16 protein-coding genes are annotated in these 20,983 nt (G+C 64.5%); 5 read left to right on the top strand and 11 right to left on the bottom strand.

Annotated elements, in window-relative coordinates; genetic code table 11:
* Positions 1-9: 9 nt before the first annotated feature.
* From HDC35_RS17685 to HDC35_RS17665, 5 genes are all read right to left on the bottom strand, one after another.
* Positions 10-1,419 (bottom strand): sugar porter family MFS transporter, encoded by a 1,410-nt coding sequence (locus HDC35_RS17685; RefSeq protein WP_184648698.1) that lies wholly within the window; start codon positions 1,417-1,419, stop codon positions 10-12.
* 60 nt (positions 1,420-1,479) lie between these two features.
* On the bottom strand, positions 1,480-2,361 hold the full coding sequence (locus tag HDC35_RS17680; RefSeq protein ID WP_184648697.1) for an SMP-30/gluconolactonase/LRE family protein: 882 nt from the start codon (positions 2,359-2,361) through the stop codon (positions 1,480-1,482).
* The gene (locus tag HDC35_RS17675; RefSeq protein WP_184648732.1) at positions 2,361-3,143 is read right to left on the bottom strand and encodes an SDR family NAD(P)-dependent oxidoreductase; all 783 of its coding nucleotides are present in this window, start codon (positions 3,141-3,143) and stop codon (positions 2,361-2,363) included. Before HDC35_RS17675 ends, HDC35_RS17680 begins: the two co-directional genes overlap by 1 nt.
* A 54-nt stretch (positions 3,144-3,197) precedes the next feature.
* Positions 3,198-4,349, bottom strand: coding sequence for a fumarylacetoacetate hydrolase family protein (locus HDC35_RS17670; RefSeq protein WP_184648696.1), 1,152 nt, complete (start codon positions 4,347-4,349; stop codon positions 3,198-3,200).
* A gap of 170 nt (positions 4,350-4,519) precedes the next feature.
* Positions 4,520-5,722, bottom strand: a complete 1,203-nt coding sequence (locus HDC35_RS17665) for a cation:proton antiporter (protein WP_184648731.1) — start codon at positions 5,720-5,722, stop codon at positions 4,520-4,522.
* 199 nt (positions 5,723-5,921) lie between these two features.
* Between HDC35_RS17665 and HDC35_RS17660 the strand changes: the two genes are divergently transcribed.
* The 5 genes from HDC35_RS17660 (at position 5,922) to HDC35_RS17640 (ending at position 11,869) form a co-directional block, all read left to right on the top strand.
* On the top strand, positions 5,922-6,680 hold the full coding sequence (locus HDC35_RS17660; RefSeq protein WP_260397818.1) for a FadR/GntR family transcriptional regulator: 759 nt from the start codon (positions 5,922-5,924) through the stop codon (positions 6,678-6,680).
* Between the two features lie 118 nt (positions 6,681-6,798).
* Positions 6,799-8,376, top strand: coding sequence for an aldehyde dehydrogenase (NADP(+)) (locus tag HDC35_RS17655; protein WP_184648695.1), 1,578 nt, complete (start codon positions 6,799-6,801; stop codon positions 8,374-8,376).
* A gap of 28 nt (positions 8,377-8,404) precedes the next feature.
* A complete protein-coding gene (araD1, locus tag HDC35_RS17650; protein ID WP_184648694.1) occupies positions 8,405-9,394 on the top strand; it encodes an AraD1 family protein in 990 nt (329 codons plus the stop codon).
* Complete coding sequence (locus HDC35_RS17645) at positions 9,391-10,314, top strand: Gfo/Idh/MocA family protein (RefSeq protein ID WP_184648693.1); 924 nt, start codon at positions 9,391-9,393, stop codon at positions 10,312-10,314. The genes araD1 and HDC35_RS17645 overlap by 4 nt, the downstream gene beginning before the upstream one ends.
* Before the next feature lie 64 nt (positions 10,315-10,378).
* Complete coding sequence (locus HDC35_RS17640) at positions 10,379-11,869, top strand: alpha-L-arabinofuranosidase C-terminal domain-containing protein (RefSeq protein WP_184648729.1); 1,491 nt, start codon at positions 10,379-10,381, stop codon at positions 11,867-11,869.
* A gap of 151 nt (positions 11,870-12,020) precedes the next feature.
* Here HDC35_RS17640 and HDC35_RS17635 read toward each other — a convergent pair whose 3' ends face one another.
* From HDC35_RS17635 to galA, 6 genes are all read right to left on the bottom strand, one after another.
* Positions 12,021-13,826 (bottom strand): IlvD/Edd family dehydratase, encoded by a 1,806-nt coding sequence (locus HDC35_RS17635; RefSeq protein WP_184648692.1) that lies wholly within the window; start codon positions 13,824-13,826, stop codon positions 12,021-12,023.
* A 25-nt stretch (positions 13,827-13,851) separates the two neighbouring features.
* The gene (locus HDC35_RS17630; RefSeq protein WP_184648691.1) at positions 13,852-14,997 is read right to left on the bottom strand and encodes an aldose epimerase family protein; all 1,146 of its coding nucleotides are present in this window, start codon (positions 14,995-14,997) and stop codon (positions 13,852-13,854) included.
* Between the two features lie 89 nt (positions 14,998-15,086).
* Positions 15,087-15,710, bottom strand: a complete 624-nt coding sequence (locus HDC35_RS17625) for a 2-dehydro-3-deoxy-6-phosphogalactonate aldolase (protein WP_184648690.1) — start codon at positions 15,708-15,710, stop codon at positions 15,087-15,089.
* Positions 15,697-16,590 carry a 2-dehydro-3-deoxygalactonokinase gene (locus tag HDC35_RS17620; RefSeq protein WP_221438314.1) on the bottom strand — a complete coding sequence of 298 codons (894 nt, stop codon included), beginning with the start codon at positions 16,588-16,590 and terminating at the stop codon, positions 15,697-15,699. Before HDC35_RS17620 ends, HDC35_RS17625 begins: the two co-directional genes overlap by 14 nt.
* 18 nt (positions 16,591-16,608) lie before the next feature.
* Complete coding sequence (locus HDC35_RS17615; protein WP_184648689.1) at positions 16,609-17,952, bottom strand: sugar MFS transporter; 1,344 nt, start codon at positions 17,950-17,952, stop codon at positions 16,609-16,611.
* Positions 17,953-18,054: 102 nt separating this feature from the next.
* On the bottom strand, positions 18,055-20,952 hold the full coding sequence (gene galA, locus HDC35_RS17610; protein ID WP_184648727.1) for a beta-galactosidase GalA: 2,898 nt from the start codon (positions 20,950-20,952) through the stop codon (positions 18,055-18,057).
* Positions 20,953-20,983 lie beyond the last annotated feature (31 nt).

Here is a 20,983-nt window from a genome sequence, read left to right as displayed (position 1 = left end):
GACGGCTCCTCAGCCTTGCATCTCCTCGAGTTCCAGTCCCCGCGTTTCGTGGACCATCGCCCGCACGAAGAAGAAGGAGATCAGCGCCGATACGGCATAGAAGCCGTAGGTTACGACGAGCCCGATCGAGGCTGCCAGCGCGGGAAAGCTGACGCTGATCCCGAAATTGGCGATCCACTGCGCGAAGCCCGCCACGGCAAGTCCCGATCCCCGGATCTGGTTGGGGAACATTTCGCCGAGCATCACCCACATGACGGGCCCCCAGCTGAGATTGAAGAAGATGACATAGAGACTGGCGGCGATCAGCGCGATCATGCCGACATTGTCAGAAAGATGCAGCGTGCCGTTTTCGAGCGTTCCGCTGGAAAAGCACAGCGCAACGACCGACAGGGTCACTGCCATGCCCGCCGAGCCGATGAGCAAAAGCGGCTTGCGGCCGATCCGGTCGATGAGGAAGATGGTTGCAATACAGGCAAGGATCGACACCGTGCCCGAAACGATGTTGATCTGCAGCGCGTCATTCTCGCTGAAGCCGACCGATTGCCACAGCACTGCGCCATAATAGAAGACGACGTTGATGCCGACGAGTTGCTGGAAGACGGCGAGGCCGATACCCGTCCAGACGATCCTGCGAACCTTGCCCGTCGACCGGTCGATCAGATCGGACAGTTTCGGCCGGTGATGATCGACCGCCAGCGACGCGTCGATTTCCTTGATCTTGCGGTCGGCTTCGGCGGCGCCGAACAAGCGCGTCAGGACGGCGCGGGCGCGATCCTGTTGTCCGCGCGCAACAAGGTAGCGCGGGCTTTCGGGGATGAAGAGCAGCGCGATGAAATAGATCACGGCCGGAATGCCCTGCATCCAGAACATCCAGCGCCATGCGGGATAGCCCAGCCAGAATTCTGCCTGCGATCCTCCCGCCGATGCGGCCAAGGCATAGTTGGCGACAAAGGCACCCGTAAGGCCAGTGATAATCATGATCTGCTGGATGCTGGACAGGCGTCCGCGGATCGAGGCCGGCGTCACCTCGCTGATATAGACCGGGGAGAGGACGCTCGCCGCGCCGACGCCGAGCCCGCCGATCAGACGGGCAAGGATGAAAATCGATGATGATGGCGCAGCGCCCGCAGCGAGGGCGCTGATCAGGAACAGGATCGCCGCGATCATCATGACGCTTCGCCGCCCGATCCGGTCGGCGAGGCGGCCGGCGCCAAACGCCCCGAAAGCGCAGCCGACCAGAATGGCCCCGACATTGAACCCCGTTCCGAGCTTGCTCAGATCGAAAGCATGTTCGAGCCCGTCCTGCGTCCCGTTGATGACGCCGCTATCGTATCCGAACATGAAACCGCCGATCGTCGCCACCGAAACGATGGCGGCGATAAAGGCCATGTTGACTTGTGCTGATGCGTCTTCGCGCATGTCATTCCCTCTCCCTTGTGCGCGCGCCATTCTGTCCGGACGTCGCGCAACGATTCTGATCTAACTGGTGGTCAGCGACGCTTTCGGTGCCGGAAGGCCCGGCACGTCGACACGAAAAGTAAAAATATCGCCCGCATCGGGTTGCTGCCCGCGTTCGGCCGGCGACAGGCCCTTGTGCGCCGTTGTCGCATAGGCAGAGCAAAGATCCGCGCCCCCGAATGCGATCTTGGTGATGTTGGCCACAGGGAAGCTCACTTCTTCGAGCAACTGGCCCGTCGGCGTATAACGATGGGCTTTCCAGCCGCCGAAAAGGCCGATCCAGATGCAGCCTTCGGCGTCGACGGACGGCCCGTCGGGATAGCCCTGCCGCGTGTCGATGGTGACGAGGCGGCGGCTCGAAACGGGCAGACCGCTCTCATCGAGCGTATAGGCGTCGATCGAGCCGCCCAGCGTATCGACATGATAGAGCGTGCCGCCGTCGGGCGACAGCGCGGGCCCATTCGTAATCGCACATGGCGGAATGGCGGTGGCGACGACCTCGCCGTTGGCGAACCGATAGATACGGCCCGTCGCCCGCGTTTCGCCATCGTCCATGCTGCCGAACCAGATGGCGCCCGACCGGTCGGTGATGGCGTCGTTGAGGCGGTTGCAGGGTTCCGACGGCTCGGGCGTCGCGAGCAGGTCAAAGCCGCCGCTTGCTGGATCGAACAGGTGAAGGCCGCTTTGCAGGCCCGCCACCATCCGGCCGCATTCGGTCGGGAATATCCAGCCGGGCTGCGCGGGCGCGTCCCAGCTGTCGAGCTTATCGGCCCCCGGGTCGAAGCGATGAATCTTCAATCCCTTGATATCGACGAACCAGAGTTGCTGTTCGGGGGCGGACCAGCACGGTCCTTCGCCAAGCTCGGCGCCCACCTTGCAAGCGCGTTCGGCCGGTCCCGCCATCACCGCCAGCCCGCGTCGACGAAATATTCATGGCCGGTGCACATACGTGCATCGTCGGAGGCGAGGAACAGGGCAAGCGCGGCGACGTCGTCGGGCTGGATTCGGGCCTTGAGGCATTGGGCCGAGACGATCTCATCCTCGCCCTCCGGCGTGTACCATCGCATCTGGCGCGGGGTCTGGACGTTACCGGGAACGATCGTGTTGACGCGAATATTGTCCGGACCGAGGTCGCGCGCCAGCGCACGGGTCAACCCCTCGATCCCCGCCTTGGCCGTCTGATAGAGGACGAGGTCGGCAAGCGCGAGATGCCAGCTGATCGACCCAAGGTTGATGATGGCGCCGCCGCCGGCCCGCCGCATTGCCGGAAGGACCGCCTGCGCGGCGAAGAACAGATGGCGCAGGTTCACGGCAATGCGCTCGTCCCAATATTCGGGTGTGATGTCTTCGATGCTGTGGCGGTCGTCATTGGCGGCGTTGTTGACCAGAATGTCGATTCCGCCGCTCTGCTGCTCAAACTCGGCGATCGTGCGCCGGACCGCGTCGATGTCGCGCAGGTCGCAGTGACGGTAAAGGGGAGCATGGGCCGTTTCGGCGCTGAGCCGTTCGACAAGATCGCGCGAGGGGTCGTCCACAATGTCGACGAACAGGACGCGCGCGCCCTGACGGGCAAAGGCCTCGACGAGCGCCTCTCCGATGCCCGCGCCGCCGCCGGTGATGAGCACATGCTTATCCTCCAGGCTGGGATATACGGCGCGTGCCGTGGTTGGGGTCTTCAGCTTCAGCAATGATGGTCTCCGGCAAAAACGGGGAGGGGGAATCGTCGGATCGCGCCCATGTCAGTTATATTCCCGCACGGTTTGCGGTTGCAGCAGCCCGCGGCCGGCGAGGTTTGCCATCAGCGCGGTAATGCCCTCCGTCCACGGCGGCGCGGCCTTCGACGTCGTGACGCGATTGACCAAGGTGCCGAGGCGCCGCGAGGAAATTCGCACGACATCGCCCGCCTTGTGGGTAAAGCCGCGGCCAGGTGCGTCGCGATCCTGCGTCGGCGCGAAAAGCGTGCCGAGCATGAGCGCGAAGCCGTCGGGATATTGATGCTCGCTGAGCGCCTGACGGACGAGTTCCTCGGGATCGCGGCTGATCTCGCGCATCGAGGACAGGCCGGCCAGGTGATAACCGTCGCCGCCCGCGATGGTCAGCTCGACCACCGCCTCGCGCACATCGTCCATCGCGAAGCCCTGGTCGAACAGGCGGATGAAGGGGCCGAGCGCGCAGGACGCGTTATTGTCCTTTGCCTTGCCCAGCAAAAGGGCGCTGCGCCCCTCGAAGTCGCGCAGGTTCACGTCGTTGCCCAGCGTCGCGCCCATGATCCGTCCGCGCGGGTCGACAACCAGGACGATTTCGGGTTCGGGATTGTTCCACGACGAATCCGAACGCACGCCGATTTCCGCGCCCCAGCCGACGGTCGAAAGCACCGGGGCTTTGGTGAAAATCTCGGCGTCCGGGCCGATCGCCACTTCCAGATATTGCGACCAGAGTCCCTCGTCGGCGAGCGCCGCTTTGAGCGTCGCGGCTTCTGCAGTGCCCGGAACGACGGAGCGGATGCTGCCGCCGATCCGGTCTTCCAGTTTCGCGCGCACGCTGGCTGCGGCGTTGGCGTCACCGCGCGCGCGTTCCTCGATCACGCGCTCTACCGCCGACACCGCAAAGGTTACCCCTGCGGCCTTGACGCATTGCAAATCGACCGGCGACAGGAGGGGCAGGTCGGACAGCAGCCCGTCAAGCGCGCCGAGGCATTCTCCGGCGGCTGCCGTGGGGTCATCCATAGCCAAAAGCGCGGACACGGTCGGCGCCGTTGCCGCCACGTCATAGACCATGCCGTCGCGGATCAGGATCGGCGAGGGACCCTCCGGCGTTGCAATTCGTCCGACAAATGTTGCCGACCGCCAGTCGGCGCACAGCAAATCTGCCGCTGTGGAAGCGTCGCTCACCTGCAATCCTCTCTCAATGCACGTTATGATACCGCTACCATTCCGCGCGTAGGTTGCGCTTGTCAAGAGAATTTCGACCGTATCGCCGGTGCGGTTCTGCCCTCTGCGCTAGCGGCCGAGGGCGAACGTTAGAGCCCCGTCTTGCGGCGCCCTCCGTATCCGACGCACGGTCAGGACGTACGTGTCTGCCCGGCGATCAATCGTTGGAGTTTAGGCGCTGCCAACGGAATGGTGAGCATGGTGCTGGCGATTGCCATCAAGAGCAGGGCGGTAAAGGTTTCTGGCGAAATGATCTGCCGGTCCAGCAGGATATTGGCAAAGATGATCATGATGAGCGCCTTCGTCTGTAACAGCCAGCCGATGAGGCTTGCTTCGCCCTTCGGCCATTTCAGTATCCGGCCCGCGAACCACAGGCCGAGCAATTTGCCGCCGACCGAGGCCAGCAGGAGCAGCGTGGCGGCCCCGAATACCGCGGCACCGCCCACGTCCCACTGCGTCTTCAACCCGGTGCTGAGGAAAAAGACCGGCATGATCGCAAGCAGGATATGGTCGCGAAAAAGATCCATCCGCTCCTGATGGAACCACTCCGCTTCGAGTACGGCACCCGCGAGGAAGGCGCCGACCATGAAATGCAGCCCGCACCAGTCCGCGGCGAAACCGCATGCGGCCAGCCAGATTAGCGCGCCGAACCAGCGGTCGCGCTCGGGCAGGCGCGGGGTCACCTTGCGGACCAGCCAGGCCACCGCAGCGAAGGTCGCGACAAATATGGCCTGCCGGCCGATGCGATCCCAGTCCAGCAGGATCAGGGCCAGGACGCCCCAGATGGCGATATCGTCGAGGCTGGCATAGCGCAGGATGCGCTGCCCCAGTGCGTCTCTCAAGATTCCGAACTTTTCCATAAGCAGGACCAGGATGGGAAGCGCCGTCACGGCGCACGCCATGCCGATGCCCAATACGACCTGCCAACGCGTGCCGCGCGGCCCGGCCCAACCTTCGTCAAGCGCGAGCAAGGCGAGCGCCGCCATGCACCCGAAGATCAGCGGGACGATCAGCGCCAGCCCGGCGGTCACTCCCGTTTCCATCCGGCGTTGCCATGCATCTTTCAGGTCGAGCTCAAGGCCCGCGATCCATACGAAAATCATCACCCCCCACCAAGCGATGCCATTAAGCGTCGCCACGACCTCGGGGTGAAATACGAAGGCATAATAGTCGGGGAAGGCGGCGCCGAGCACGCCGGGCCCCAGTACCACTCCGCCGATGATCTGCATGACGACAAGTGGCGCGTAATAATCGATTCGGGTCAGGCGCCAGACGAGATAAGGGACAGAGAAAATGATCAGCAGCGCGATAAGGAAGACTTCCGTTGTCGACATGGTCCCGTGCACGCGCGCCCCCTTACTCAAGCCATTCGCTCGACCCATTGCCGATAGCTTGCCGCCGAAGGCGTCGCTCCTGTCGGCCGGGCTTCGAATCGGCTCGTTATTTCTCATACAAAATTGATCGGGTGGATGGTATCAAGCCTTTTGTTACGACGGCGCGGGGCTTTGCCTCGGCATGGAAGGGCGTTAAGCTATGAGTATGGACGATCTGACTGCATCGAAAGGCTTTCATCCCGCCCCGGATGGCAAGCGTCTGCGCATCCACGGGTCGGTGGCCCGCGATCTTGGCATCGCGATCGTATCGGGGCGTTATTCGCCCGGCGAATTGCTGCTGGGCGAAATCGAGGCGAGCGAGCGGCTCAAGATCTCGCGCACGGCCTATCGCGAGGCGCTCCGGATATTGTCCGCGAAGGGTTTGGTGGAATCGCGGCCGAAGACAGGGACGAAGGTCAGTGCGCGTTTTAAATGGCACATGCTCGATCCCGATGTGCTGCAATGGATTTTCGAACTGGAACCCAGCGACAGCCTTTTGGAAAGTCTCTTCGAATTGCGCCGCGTCGTCGAGCCGGAGGCGGCGGCGCTGGCCGCGAAACGGCGAGCCGACGATCATGTTGCCCGGATGGACAAGGCGCTGGAAGCCATGAAAGAACATACGCTGGCGACCGAGGCAGGTCGCCAGGCCGACCAGGATTTTCACGCCGCGCTACTCGAGGCGTCGGGTAATCCTTTCCTGATTACTCTCACCAGCGGCGTGGGCGCGGCGGTCGCTTGGACGACGGTGTTCAAGCAGCGCCACGCGCCCCTGCGGCGCGATCCCATTCCCGACCATCGCCGGGTGTTCGATGCCGTGGCGGCGGGCGATTCCGAGGCGTCGCGTGCCGCAATGACCGACCTGGTCAACATGGCTTTCCACGACACGCGCGGCGCGCTGATGGCCGCGTCCGCGCCCTGACCCTGGATTGGACCGGCTACGATTGTGGCAGGAATGCGCAGATAAGGGCGCGTCGCGGCTTGCATTATAATGTCTGAGTTATTATCCCGGCGGTCGTAAACACCTCTGGGAGACGAATGTGACACTTACCGGCGAACTCTTCATCGGACAGGGGCGCGTCGCCGCTGGCGAGCATTTTCGCGGGATAGAGGCCGAAACGGGCCATCCGCTGGAGCCCCCGTTCGGCGCCGCGAATCCGGAGCATGTGAGTCGGGCCTGCGTGCTCGCCGAGGCGGCGTCGAGGGACTATGCGACGCGGCCGCTTTCCGACCGCGCGGCTTTCCTCGAGGCGATCGCGGACAATATCGAACGGCTCGGCGATGAACTGCTGGAGCGTGCACATCTTGAGACCGGCCTGCCGCTCGCCCGGCTTGCCGGCGAACGCGGCCGGACGGTGGGGCAACTCCGTCTGTTCGCCGCAGAGGTGCGCGACGGGGGCTGGCTGGGGCTGCGCGTCGATCCCGCGATACCCGACCGGCAGCCCTTGCCGAGATCCGACCTGCGCTCGCGTAACGTCCCGCTCGGCCCGGTGGCAGTGTTCGGCGCGTCGAATTTCCCGCTCGCCTTCTCGGTGGCGGGGGGAGACACGGCCTCCGCGCTGGCGGCGGGCTGTCCGGTGGTCGTGAAGGGGCATCCGGCGCATCCCGGGACGTCGGAACTGGTGGCGGGCGCCATCGCTGGCGCGGTGGCTGCCTCGGGCCTGCCCGAGGGCGTTTTCTCGCTGCTGAATGCGGTATCGAACGATGTTGGCGCGGCGCTTGTGGCCGACCCTCGGATTCGCGCGGTTGGCTTTACCGGTTCGCGGGCGGGGGGGCTCGCCCTCATGAATATCGCTGCCCGGCGTCCCGTTCCGATTCCCGTTTATGCGGAAATGAGTGCGATCAACCCCGTCCTGCTGATGCCGGCGATGCTGGAGGAGAAGGCCGAGGCGCTCGGTGCGGCCTATGTGGCGTCGCTTACGATGGGTGCGGGCCAATTCTGCACCAACCCCGGCCTCGTTCTTGGATTGGAAGGACCGGCGCTCGACCGTTTCGTGGCCGCGGCCACGCAGGCCGTCACCGAAGCGTCTGCCGCGACGATGCTGACGCCGGCGATCCATGCCGCTTATGAAAAGGGTGTCGGGCAATTGATCGGCAATGCCCGTGTCGCCGCGCTCGCGCGCGGCAAGGACGCGCAGGGCCCGCATCAGGGGCAGGCGGCGCTGTTTTCGATCTTGGCCGATGACTTCCTGACCGATGAGCATGTGTCGCAGGAAGTGTTCGGCGCGTCGTCCGTCCTTGTCCGCTGCGCTGACGAGGCGGCGCTGGCGCGGGTCGTCGCGGGGCTGGAAGGGCAACTCACCGCGACGGTCCATTTCGCCGCGGCCGACGAGCCCCTGGTCGCTCGTCTCGTGCCGCTGCTCGAAGAGAAGGCCGGGCGCCTGATCGCAAATGGCTGGCCGACCGGCGTCGAGGTTTGCCACGCGATGGTGCATGGTGGTCCGTTTCCCGCGACGTCCGACGGCCGCAGTACTTCGGTGGGCACGCGCGCGATCGAGCGGTTCCTGCGCCCGGTCTGCTATCAGGACTTCCCGGCTAGCCTGCTGCCCGATGTGCTGAAACCGGGGGCGCAGCAAGGCCTTCCGCACCGGCTGGACGGCCGGCTTATGGCCGAATGAAACAGGACGGGATCGCGGGATAATGACGATGGCATTGCGATTGGTGCAACTGCGCATGGCCGACGGCCGACGAACCCTTTCGGCCTGCGATGGTCAGGGCGCGCCATTCGAAGTGAACGGCGTGCCCACCAGCTATGAATTGGCGCGGCTGGCACTGGCGGACGGTGTATCGCTCCCCGACGCCGCGCTGGCGCGGAAGGGCGTGGCGGTGGACCTCGGCCAGGCGTTGGAAGAAGGGCGTATCCTGCCGCCGATCGACCATCCCGATCCGGCCCACCTCTACCTCACCGGCACCGGCCTGACTCATCTGGGCTCAGCCGAGGGGCGCGACAAGATGCACAAGGCGGCCGCCGACGGCGCGACGACCGACTCGCTGCGCATGTTCCAGATGGGTGTCGAGGGTGGCAAACCGGCCGACGGCCGACCCGGAGCCCAGCCCGAATGGTTCTACAAGGGCGACGGCAGCTGCCTGGTGCCACCCGGTGCGCCGCTCCTCTCCCCCGACTTCGCGCTCGACGGAGGCGAGGAGCCGGAGATTGCGGGCATCTATCTGATCGACGGCGATGGGGTGCCGCGACGTCTCGGTTTCGCTCTGGCCAATGAATTTTCGGACCATGTGACGGAGCGGGGCAATTATCTGTGGCTTGCCCATTCCAAATTGCGTCAGGCAGCGATTGGCCCCGAATTGCTGACCGGCCCGCTGCCGGACGATGTGCAGGGCGTCAGCCGCATTGTTCGCAATGGCGATACGCTATGGGAAAAGCCCTTCGTCACGGGCGAACTCAACATGGCCCATTCCATCGCCAATCTGGAATATCATCATTTCAAATATGGCCTGTTCCGTCGCCCCGGCGACATTCATGTCCATTTCTTCGGGACCGCAACTCTGTCCTTCAGTGACGATGTATCACTGATCGACGGCGATATATTCGAGATTTCGGCTGCGCCCTTCTCTCTGCCGCTGCGCAACCCGCTTGGCCGGGCCGCACCCGCGCAAACCAGCGTTTTGCCGCTATGAGCGCGCTGCCGATAGCGCTTGCCGGGATCGGCAAGATCGCCCGCGATCAGCATGTCCCGACGCTGGCGGCGAGCACCGATTTCGAACTGGTCGCCGCGGTGACGGGCCATGAGCCTCCGCAGGGCGTGCCGGCCTTCCGGACCATTGGCGCGATGATGGCAGCCATGCCGCAAGTGAGGGCCATTTCGATCTGCACGCCGCCGCGTGGACGGCTCGCGCTTGTCGAGCAGGCGCTGGCACATGGGCTGCATGTCATGATCGAAAAGCCCCCGGCGGCGACATTGAACGAAGCGGAAGCGTTTGCAGGCATGGCGGCCGAGGCTGGCCGGACGTTTTTCGCGTCCTGGCACTCGCGTGCCGCCGCTGCGGTCGACCCTGCGCTCGCATGGTTGAGCGACCGGACGATCCATAAGGTCACGATCAACTGGAAGGAAGACGTCCGCGTGTGGCATCCGGGGCAGGAGTGGATCTGGGAACCGGGCATCGGCGTGTTCGACCCCGGCATTAACGCCCTGTCGGTGATCACCCGGCTGCTGCCCGACACTTTGATGCTCGAGCAGGCGGAACTGCGCTTCCCCTCGAACCGGCAGGCGCCGATCGCCGCCGACCTGCGCCTCGACAGCGGCGGTGTCCCGGTTCATGTCGCCTTCGATTTCGACCAGCGCGGTCCGCAGACCTGGACGATCGACATAGAAACCGATCGCGGCCTGCTCACCCTGGCCGACGGCGCGTCGCGCATGGCGATCGACGGCGCAGCGGTCGATGTCGGCGATGAAGGCGAGTATCCGCGGATCTATCGCCATTTCGCGCAGCTCATCGCCGAAGGGCGTCGCGATATCGATCTGACCCCCTTCCGCCTGGTGGCGGATGCCTTTCTGTTGGGCCGGCGTGTCGCCGTCGAGCCGTTCGAATGGACGTGAAAACGATAATGAGGGAGAGGGAAGAGTGAAGCTATTGAATCGCGCGCTGTTGGCGGCGTCCGCCATGCTCATGGCTTCCGGCGCGCAGGCGCAGGTCGATGTGAACGTGACCATCGACACCAGCAAGCCGGGACCGAAGATCGAGCGCGCCGTCTATGGCCATTTTGCCGAGCATCTGGGGCGCGGCATCTACGAAGGTATCTGGGTCGGTCCCGATTCAAGCATTCCCAATACCAAGGGTTATCGCACCGACGTCGTCGAGGCGCTTCGCAAGATCAAGGTGCCGATGGTGCGCTGGCCCGGCGGCTGCTTTGCCGACGATTATGACTGGCGCGACGGCATCGGCCCGCGCGACAAGCGCCCGGTGCGATTGAACAAATTCTGGGGCGGGGTGCCCGAAAGCAATGCCTTTGGCACCCATGAATTCCTTGATTTTGCCGAACTGATCGGCGCCGACGCCTATGTCGCCGCCAATATGGGATCGGGTACGCCCCGCGAGATGGCGCGGTGGCTGGAATATATGACGGCCGACGGTTCTTCCGCGTTGGCGCAGGAGCGCCGCGCCAATGGCCGCGAGAAGCCCTGGACCGTGAAATATGTCGGCGTCGGCAACGAAAGCTGGGGCTGCGGCGGACAGATGCGCGTCGAATATGCGGCGGATCTGACGCGCCGTTTCAGCTCCTATGCCGGGCTGCATGCGCCAAGTACGGTACGGGTCGCGAGCGGCGCGAACGCCGATGATTACAACTGGACCGAAGTGCTGATGCAGCGCGCGGGGACGCAGGTGGAAGCGATCAGCCTCCATTATTACACCATTCCCAAGGACTGGGCGAAGAAGGGGCAGGCGACGGGTTTTTCCGAAACGGAATGGGCCAGCACGCTCAAAAATGCGCTGCGGATGGATGAGTTGGTTACGCGGCATAGTGTCATCATGGACAAATATGATCCCGAAAAGAAGGTGATCCTCGCGGTCGACGAATGGGGCACCTGGTACGATCAGGAACCGGGATCGACGCCAGGCTTCCTCTATCAGCAGAATAGCCTGCGCGACGCGCAGGTCGCCGCGCTGACGCTCAACATCTTCCACCGCCATACCGACCGGGTGCGGATCGCCAATATTGCGCAGATGGTGAATGTTCTTCAGGCGATGATACTGACCGACAAGGACAAAATGGTCCTCACCCCGACCTATCATGTGTTCGACATGTATGTGCCTTTTCAGGGTGCGACGCCGTATCCGGCGCGCGCGACGGGGCCGAATTATGTGCTGGGCGATGTCAGCATTCCTTCGGTCGATGTGTCGGCGGCGCGCGGAACGGATGGCAAGCTCTGGCTGGCGCTCGTGAATGTCGATCCCGACAAGGCGGCGCGTGTCACCACCAACCTGACCGGCAAGGCGAAGGGCAGGGTGCTGAGCGGCACGACGATCGACGCGCACAACAGCTTTACAAAGCCCGATGCGATCAAGCCGGCGAGCTATTCGGGCAAGCTGGCAGGCGGTAAGCTGGCGTTCGACCTGCCTGCCAAGTCGATCGCGGTTGTCATGGTGGAATAAGCGCGAACCAGCCGCGCCCCCCCGGGCGTGTCGCTCCCGACCGGGGTGGCTGGTGTCGGATATACCCAAGAGAAAAGGGGGCCCGGCGATCTGTTCGCCGGGCCTATTTGATCGCCGCCTTCATATGCGGCACGGGGGAGCCTGTTCGCTTTTAGTGATTGTGCCTTGGTACGCCGACGGTCTGGGCCAGCCGCTGATATTTGACCGCCGTTTCGAGCACCGCGCCGGTTTCGACCTGACCGACAACGGCGCGCTGCATTTCCTGCCACGGCGTCTGGTGGGCCGGATAGGAATAGCCGCCCGCGGCCTCGAGCTCCGCCCGCCGCCGCGCCAGTTCTTCGTCGGAGATCAGCATATTGGCCTCGCCCTTCCGCAGGTCGATGCGAACCCGGTCGCCCGTTTTCAGCAGCGCGAGGCCGCCGTTCATTGCCGCTTCGGGGGAGGCATTGAGGATGGACGGACTACCCGAGGTGCCGGACTGCCGCCCGTCGCCGATGCAGGGAAGGGCATGGATGCCTGCCTTGATGAGATACGCCGGGGGCCGCATGTTCACGACCTCGGCCGCGCCTGGATAGCCGACCGGTCCCGCCCCGCGCATGATCAACAATGTGCTCGCATCGATCCCGAGCGCCGGATCGTCGATGCGGTCGTGATAGTCCTCGGGGCCGTCGAACACGACCACCGGCCCTTCGAACGCATCGGGGTCGTCGGGGTTGGACAGGTAACGCTCACGGAATTCGGGCGAGATCACCGATAGCTTCATGATGGCGCTGTCAAACAGGTTGCCGCGCAGCACGGAGAAACCGGCAGCGGGCTTCAGCGGCTGATCGAACCGGCGGATCACGCGCTCGTCCTCGATCTCTGCTTCATGGCAATTCTCGCCGATGGTCCGCCCGTTGACGGTGAGTGCGCGTTCCTCGATCAATCCCTGTTTCATCAGTTCGGCGACAACGGCGGGCACGCCGCCCGCGCGGTAATAATCCTCGCCCAGATATTCGCCCGCGGGCTGAAGATTGACGAGCAACGGAACTTCGCGGCCGAACGTCTGCCAGTCGTCGACCGACAATTCGATCCCCAGATGGCGCGCGATGGCGTTGAGGTGAATGGGCGCGTTGGTCGAGCCGCCGATCGCGGAATTGACGCGGATCGCGTTGATGAAGGCCTCGCGCGTCATCACGTCGCTCGGTTTGCGGTCGGCCGCAACCATCTCGACGATCTGGAGGCCGGTGCGATAGGCGCATTCCTGCCGGTCGCGATAGGGTGCGGGGATCGCCGCCGATCCCGGCAGCGACATGCCCAGCGCCTCGGCTAGCGAGTTCATCGTCGTCGCGGTGCCCATGGTGTTGCAATAACCGGTCGACGGCGCGGAGGAGGCGACGAGCTTGATGAAACCCTTATAGTCGATCTCGCCTGCTGCCAGCAGTTCGCGCGCCTTCCACACGATCGTGCCCGATCCCGTGCGCTCGCCCTTGTGCCAGCCGTTGAGCATTGGGCCGACCGACAGGGCGATCGCGGGAATGTTGACCGTCGCCGCCGCCATCAGGCAGGCCGGGGTCGTCTTGTCGCAGCCGATGGTCAGCACGACGCCGTCGAGCGGATAGCCGAACAGCACCTCGACCAGCGCGATATAGGCGAGATTGCGGTCGAGCCCGGCGGTGGGCCGCTTGCCGGTTTCCTGGATCGGGTGGACCGGAAACTCGATCACGATGCCGCCCGCCTCGCGCACACCCTCGCGAACGCGTTCGGCGAGCGTGATGTGATGACGGTTGCAGGGCGACAGGTCGCTGCCCGTCTGCGCGATGCCGATGATCGGCTTGCCCGACTGGAGTTCCTCGAGCGACAGGCCGAAGTTCATATACCGCTCAAGATAGAGCGCGGTCATGTCGGCGTTGGCCGGGTCGTCGAACCAGGCGCGCGAACGAAGCTTTGGCCGCTCGTTGGAATTATTGTCTGTCATAATCTTCGAAAACCTTCTGCGGTGATCATTTGCCTGACGAGGAAAAGCGCAAAACCATCTTGTTCACATATGTCTGTCCGGGATCGAGCCGTGCCGACGGGAAATCGGGCTTGTTCGGCGCATCGGGGAAGATTTGCGGTTCCAGACACAGTCCGTCGCCCTGACGGTATATGCGACCGTTCCGCCCCATGACGCTGCCATCAAGGAAGTTGCCCGAATAGAATTGCACGCCCGGCGCAGTGACGAACATGTCCATCACCCGCCCCGACAGCGGATCTTCCAGTCGGGCGGCGGGGCGCAGCGTTCCTGCCGTCCCGTTGATAATGAAATTATGGTCATAGCCCGTGCCGATACGGATCTGGTCGTCGCGGCCGTCGCGGACGCGCGCGCCAACCGGTGTGGGCCGACGGAAGTCAAAGGGCGTCCCGGTAACCGATCGCCGTTCGCCGGTAGGGATCAGCGTCGCATCGACCGGCGTGAAGCTGTCGGCCTGGAGCGTCAGCTTGTGATCCATCACGCCGCCCGGCGCGGTGCCGGCCGACAGGTCGAAATAGGCGTGATTGGTCAGATTGACAATCGTCGGCTTGTCCGTCGTCGCGCGATATTCGATCGAAAGTTCGTTCTTTTCGTTCAGCGCGTAGGTTACAGTGGACGTCAGCGTGCCAGGATAGCCGCCTTCGCCGTCGGGGCTGACATAGCGCAGCACCACGCGCGCCTCCGACCCGTTCTTCAGCGACTCGACCGTCCACATCCGCTTGTCGAAGCCGTTGAGGCCGCCGTGAAGGTGGTTCGGACCGTCATTGGTTTCGAGCACATATTCCTTGCCGTCGAGGGTGAAGCGGCCCCCGCCGATGCGGTTGGCAAAGCGGCCGACGCTGACGCCGAAAAATTGCGGCTTGACCAGATATTCCTGCGCCGTGTCGTGGCCGAGGATGACGTCGCCCGGTTTGCCGTCGCGGTCGGGCGCCATCAGCGACTGGAGCGTTGCGCCGAGCGTGATGACGCTCGCCGAGACGCCATTCGCGTTGGTCAGGGTGATGCGTTCGACCGGTGTTCCGTCCGCGAGCGATCCAAAGGACTGCTTGCTTGCGGTGGCGGCGAATGCGGGCGAAGCGATGCCGACGGCCATTGCGATTGCTACCTTTCCAACGGTGCCAAATGTCGACGCCATATATGTCTCTCCCGATCGTTTCAATATACTCAGACAAATTACCGATTACGCGCCGATAAACAAGCGGAATATCTTTCGCGCGCCGCGGATCAGGCGAGCGCCACGGTCAGATCGCGCGCAATCCGGCCAATGTCTTCGGCGGTCCGGCCCGGACGATAGAGGCTGCCCCCGGCGGCAACCCCGGCGGCACCGGCGGCCATCCACGTGGCAGCGTTGGTTGCGTCGACGCCGCCCACCGCCCAGACCCCGACATTTTTCGGCAAGACTTCGCGCATCGCCTTGAAATGCCCGATGCCGAGCGATCCGGCCGGAAAGAGCTTGAGCCGCCGCGCTCCTGCGGAGAGGGCGGCGAAGGCTTCGGTCGGCGTCATGCAGCCCGGCATGACCTCCAGACCGCGCTCCACGGAGTGCGCGATGACGTGGGGGGCGGAATTCGGCGTGACGATCAGGCGCGCGCCCGTGTCGGCAACGGCATCCACCGCCTCGACCGTCAGCACCGTGCCCGCGCCGATCAAAACGCGCTCGCCAAAGCGTTCCTGCATGGCCGCGATGCTCGCCAGCGGCTCGGGGGAGTTCAGCGGCACTTCGATCATGCGAATGCCGGCGTCGACCAGCGCCGCCGTCACACCAAGCGCTTCATCGGGCTGGATACCGCGCAATATCGCGACAATGGGCGGAGCGCCCGCCGCCAGCAGTTCATCAATCATAGGCATCGATCATCCTTAATCCGGCGAGGGTGCAGGCGTCCGCATCGAGTCGCTCGGTACCGGCTCCGAACCGGGCCAGTGCCGCTGCATAATGCTCCGCCAAGCCTGGCGCGCCGATGATGCGAACCAGCGCAGCGGGAGGGGCAGTGCCGGTCATTTCGACGCATTCGCTTCCGATTAGAAGGCCGGACAGAAAGGTCGATGCCCATTCGGGCGACTCCCCCGCGTCCACCTGCGCGGAGCGGGTGAGAAACAGATTGCCGAGCAGCCCGCCATCGCGTGCCGCCTCAACGCCAGCGGCGAAAGCCGCCTCTTCGCCGCCCGGCGCACTCGCGGGCTCGGGCAGAAGGCTGGATCCCCGGAGCCGGGCGAACAGTTCCCCGGTCAGAAAGCTGCGAAAGCTGGCGATGCGGCCATTGTCGACCACGGCCCATTTGCTGTGCGTGCCCGGCAATATCAGCAGATGCCGGCCCACCGTCAGCGCTGGGTTCAGCGCCATTGCGCCGAACAGTTGCGTTTCCTCGCCGCGCATCAGGTCGCGAAAGCCGCCGCCGCGGTCGTGCGCGCATCCGGCGGCGATACGGACGGCAAGGCCGTCAAGCGCGAAGGCAGCCGTCCGCTCTGCCCATTGGGGGGCATCGAGAGGGCAGGGGGCGTAGCCGGCCTCATAAAGGCCGCCCCGCGCGCCCGCCATGCCGCACAGGGTGACGCGCCTGGCGCCATCCGCACGCCAGGACGCGATCGCATCCAGCAGCACATCGGCGGGAGCCAGTTGGAGGCCGATCACGCCAGGGCCTTCGCGCCTGTCCGTGACCTGGCCTTCCTCCAGGCGCCAGAGCCTGAGGCGCGTGCTGCCCCAGTCCCCGACGATGCGCGGTTCGATCATCGCCTGAGACCCGGCCGGTTATGCCTGTTCCGGATCACTCAGTTGTTCCGGCGGCAGGGCGTGGGTCGGCTTGCTGCCCCACAGCGCGTAGAAGATGATATAGACTTCACAGACGACGGTGAGCCAGAAGCTGTTCTGCAGACCCACGGTGTCGGCCAGCCAGCCCTGCACCACGACCAGCGCGCCGCCGGCGATCGCCATGATGAGCAGGCCCGAGCCCTCTTCGGTCAGCGGCCCCAGACCCTTTATCCCCATGGCGAAGATTGCAGGAAACATGATCGAATGACAAAGGCCGACGAGGATCAGGCACCACATCGCCAGCGGCCCGTGCAGTGTGGCGGCGCCGATCATCACCAGGAAAGCGGCGGACGCATAGACGGCGAGCACCTTGTCGGCGGGAAAGGCGCGCATGATGAAGGCGCCGGCGAAGCGGCCGACCATCATGCCGCCCCACAGTAGCACCAGATAATTGGCCGCCTGCGCGGGCGTGATCCCGGCGATCTCGGGCAGGATCGCGAAGTTGATGAAGAGGTTTGCGACGCCGATTTCGGCGATCAGATAGATGAAGATCGCAGGAATGCCGAAAGCCAGGTTGCGATGCTTGTAGATGGGGTGCGCCCAGACCTTCCACAGCGGGATGGTTGTCCGCTCGGATGCATGGGCTCGGCGGGTGGCCGCTCCCAAGGCGGGCAGCTTCGCGCGCCAGAAGACCAGGGCGATCAGGACAAGCACCCCCGCGACCATGACATAGGGCAGTTGGGTCGCCTGCGCGTCGGCCAGCCGCTCGGCATGGGTGAGTTGGGCACCCTCGAGCGACGTCCCGCCGGTCGTCCGGCTGAGGATGAGGTAGCCGCCGAAATAGGGAGCGAAGAAGGTGCCCATCGAGTTGAATGCCTGCACCAGCGTGAGGCGCGATTCCGACGATTCCGGTGGCCCGATCACGGCCACATAGGGATTGGCGGCCACCTGCAGCAGCGCGATACCGCACGCGATCACGAACAGCGCGAGCAAAGTTATCTCATAAGAGGGGAGGCGGGCGGCGGGGACCATGCCGAGCGCCCCCGCGGCCATGACCAGAAGGCCGATGATGATCGCCTTCTTGTAGCCGACGCGCTCGATCAGGAACGCTGCGGGCATGGACGCGACCGCATAGGCGATAAACCAGACCGATTCGATCAATGTGGTCTGCGTATAATCGAGTTCGAACACGCTGCGCAGGTGCGGTAGCAGCGTGTTGTTGATGACCGTGATGAAGCCCCACATGAAGAAAAGACTGGCGAGCAACGCCAGCGGCTTTCCATAGCCGCCCGATTTTTCGTGCGGCGGAGCAGGGGTATGGGTTGCTTGGGGAATGGCAGGCATGCGATTCAATCCTCTCCTGAATCTTATTTGTATGAGTATATAGGGCACGCCGGTCCGTCAATATTCGGATTGCGTCCAATCCATGTCGCGCGCCCGCCGGGCTTATCGGCGATCCGCCACTGCGACCGCTTTTGCCAATCCGCCGGGCCTGCCGGGTTCATTCTCTACCAGAAGCGTCACGATCCGCTCGGCATTGCCTGGCGGCAGAGGAGCTTCCAGTGCGGCCTCGCCATATCCCTGCTTGTCGGCGATTCGCTTGCCATCGAGCCAGACTTCCGCGCGTCCGACGATCCCGCTGAACTTCAACGTGCCGCCACGCGCCTGGGCGCGGTGGCGAGGGGTGAAACTGGTTCGCACGACGACCCAGCGCGCCTCTTCCTGCGCCGCATGGAGTTCGCCCGTGTTCAGCCACAGCCAGCTGTTCATGTCGGTATCGGACGGTTTCATGTCGGGATCGGGCTTTTCGCGCGACGGGGGCGACTGGCGCCAGCCCTCTAAAACCTGCACCGACGGCGTTGCCGGAACCTGCTCGCGCGGCGTGGCCGGCAGCCGGTGCAGGTTCACTCGCGCCGAACGCAGGCCCGCCGCGCTTGCGGTCACCACCAGCGGTCCTTTGGCGGCATCCGACCGCACGATCAACTGCGCGAGGCCGTTGAACAAGCGGCGGTGGTTGCCTTTTTCAGGCTCGTGGCTGTTGGGATCGCCATTACCGTGCCCGATGATATCGCCGCCCGAAATCGCGAAGCTGACCGGTAGGTGGGCGGTGGCGACGTGGCGTCCCTTGGCATCGACCGCGTCAATCGTGACCGGCTGAACATCCTCGCCATCGCCGGCCATCAGCATCCGGTCCGGCGTCAGGCGCAGCGCCACGGGCGCGCCGGTGGTCTCTACCACCGCGCGTGCGACCTCGCGTCCGCCGCGATAGCCGATCGCCTCGAGCCGGCCGGGCTCATAGGGCACTTGCCAGCGCGGCATATCGAACCGATCGACCGCCTCTTCCCCCACGGTCTTGCCGTTGAGGACGAGCCGGACGCGCTCCACATTGGTCGGGACCATCACCGTGACGGGCTGTCCCTCGCGCCCCGCCCAGTTCCAGTGTGGCGCGATGTCGATCAGCGGCCGGTCGTCCACCCACTGCGCGCGATGCAGCAGGAAGGCGGTCTTCGGAAAGCCACACAGGTCCATGATGCCGAAGAAACTCGACGCCGAGGGCCACTCATAAGGCGTTGGCTCGCCGCGATAATCGAACCCGGTCCACACAAAGGCGCCCGCGACGAAAGGGCGTTCGGCGATCGCCTTCCATGCCTGGCGATGCGTATTGCCCCAGTCGGAGCGTGTGTCATCATAGGATGCGATGACGTGCTTCTCCGGGTCACTTTCGAAGGCCCCGCGCGTCATGAAGGCGCTCGTATCCTCCGAACTGATCAAGGGTAGCTTCGGATTGGCGGCGTGGAACCGGTCATATTCGCCCTGCTGGTAGTTGAACCCGACGACATCGACCGCCTGGCTGACATTCTTCGGCGCATAGAGGCCCGCATTCATCGCCGCGGTGACGGGTCGGCTGTCGTCCAGCGCCTTCACCTCGGCGGCCATGCGGCGGACCATCTCATAGCCCGCTCCGGTTCCCTGCATTGGCTCTTCGTTGAACACCGACCACATGAAGACGCTGGGCCGGTTGCGGTCGCGCCGGACCAGCCAGCGCAGCTGCGCCATATAATCGGGGCTGGTGTTGAAGTTGCGGTTCTCGTCCATCACGAGCATCCCGAGCCGGTCACAGGCATCGAGCAGTTCGGTGGCGGGGGCATGGTGAGAGCAGCGGATCGCGTTCGAGCCCATCGCCTTCAGCCGCTGAATGCGCCATTCCCACAGCGTATCGGGCATCGCGACGCCGACCCCGGCATGATCCTGGTGATTGCAGGTGCCCTTGATCTTGAGCGGCTCGCCGTTGAGGAAAAATCCCTGGTCGGCGTCAAAGCGGAAGGTGCGAAAGCCGATGCGCATGGTGCGCAGGTCGTCGTGCTGGCCCTCGCGCGTCAGGCGGGCGCGCAGCGTGTAGAGGTTCGGAGTATCGACCGACCACAGCTTAGGGTCGGTGACCGCGAGGTCGAGCCGCGCCTCCTGCGTGCCGAGCGGCGGCACCGTCGCTTCGGCGCTTCCCCCCGCGATCAGGCGGCCCTCGGCGTCGGTCAGCTCTACCGAGACTGTCGCGCTTGCCTCTCCCTCGAGAATATTGCCCAGCGTCGCGGTTACCGGCACGGTCCAGCGGCCGTCCGGCCCCAGCCTCGGGTCGGCGTGGATGCCGTCGGTCTCGATATAGACCGGCGGACGCTTCGCCAGCCACGCATGGCGATAGATGCCGGCGCCTTCGTACCACCAGCCTTCCATCTTTTCGGCATCGACGCGCACGACGATGGTGTTCAGATGATCGCCGAACCGCGCGGTGGGAGTCAGGTCGAGATTGATGGAATTGTAGCCGCTCCAATTATGCGCGATGACCGATCCGTTGAACCAGATCGTCGCATTGGTGGCGATCGCGCCGAATTGCAGTTCAATATATTTGCCGCGGTCCTCCGGCTCCAGCCGCAGGGTGCGCCGATACCAGGCATAGCCGCGCCGCCGATAACCCTGCGACGGGTTGGCGTCCTTGTCGAACGGCGTGTCGACCGCCCAGTCATGCGGCAGGTCGACGGTCTGCCAGTCCGAATCGTCGAAATTGGTCGCAGCAGGACCTTGCGCCTGACCCGCCTTGGCGCTGGAGTAGGTCCAGCCATGGCCCTTGATTTCCGGGAAAGGGATATCGCCCCGATGAAATTGCCAGGCGCGATCCAGCAGCAGACGGCCCGGCTCATCAGCTTCCTGGCGGGACGGCAGAACGGTGCGAGGGGCGGGCATGGGCAGGTGGTGATGCCTCCCGGCCTTAAGACTCGCGGCCTCGACTCCGACCGCTGGCGCCAGCGCGGCGACGAAGCCTGCCGACGCGATAAATTCCCTGCGCTTCATGGCGATCGGTGAATTGGGACTGGACACGACC

The organism is Sphingopyxis sp. JAI128, assembly GCF_014207235.1.
In the GTDB taxonomy this organism is placed as follows: domain Bacteria; phylum Pseudomonadota; class Alphaproteobacteria; order Sphingomonadales; family Sphingomonadaceae; genus Sphingopyxis.
Note: the sequence above shows the minus strand (reverse complement) of the source record. Positions and strands in the feature narration are given on the sequence as shown.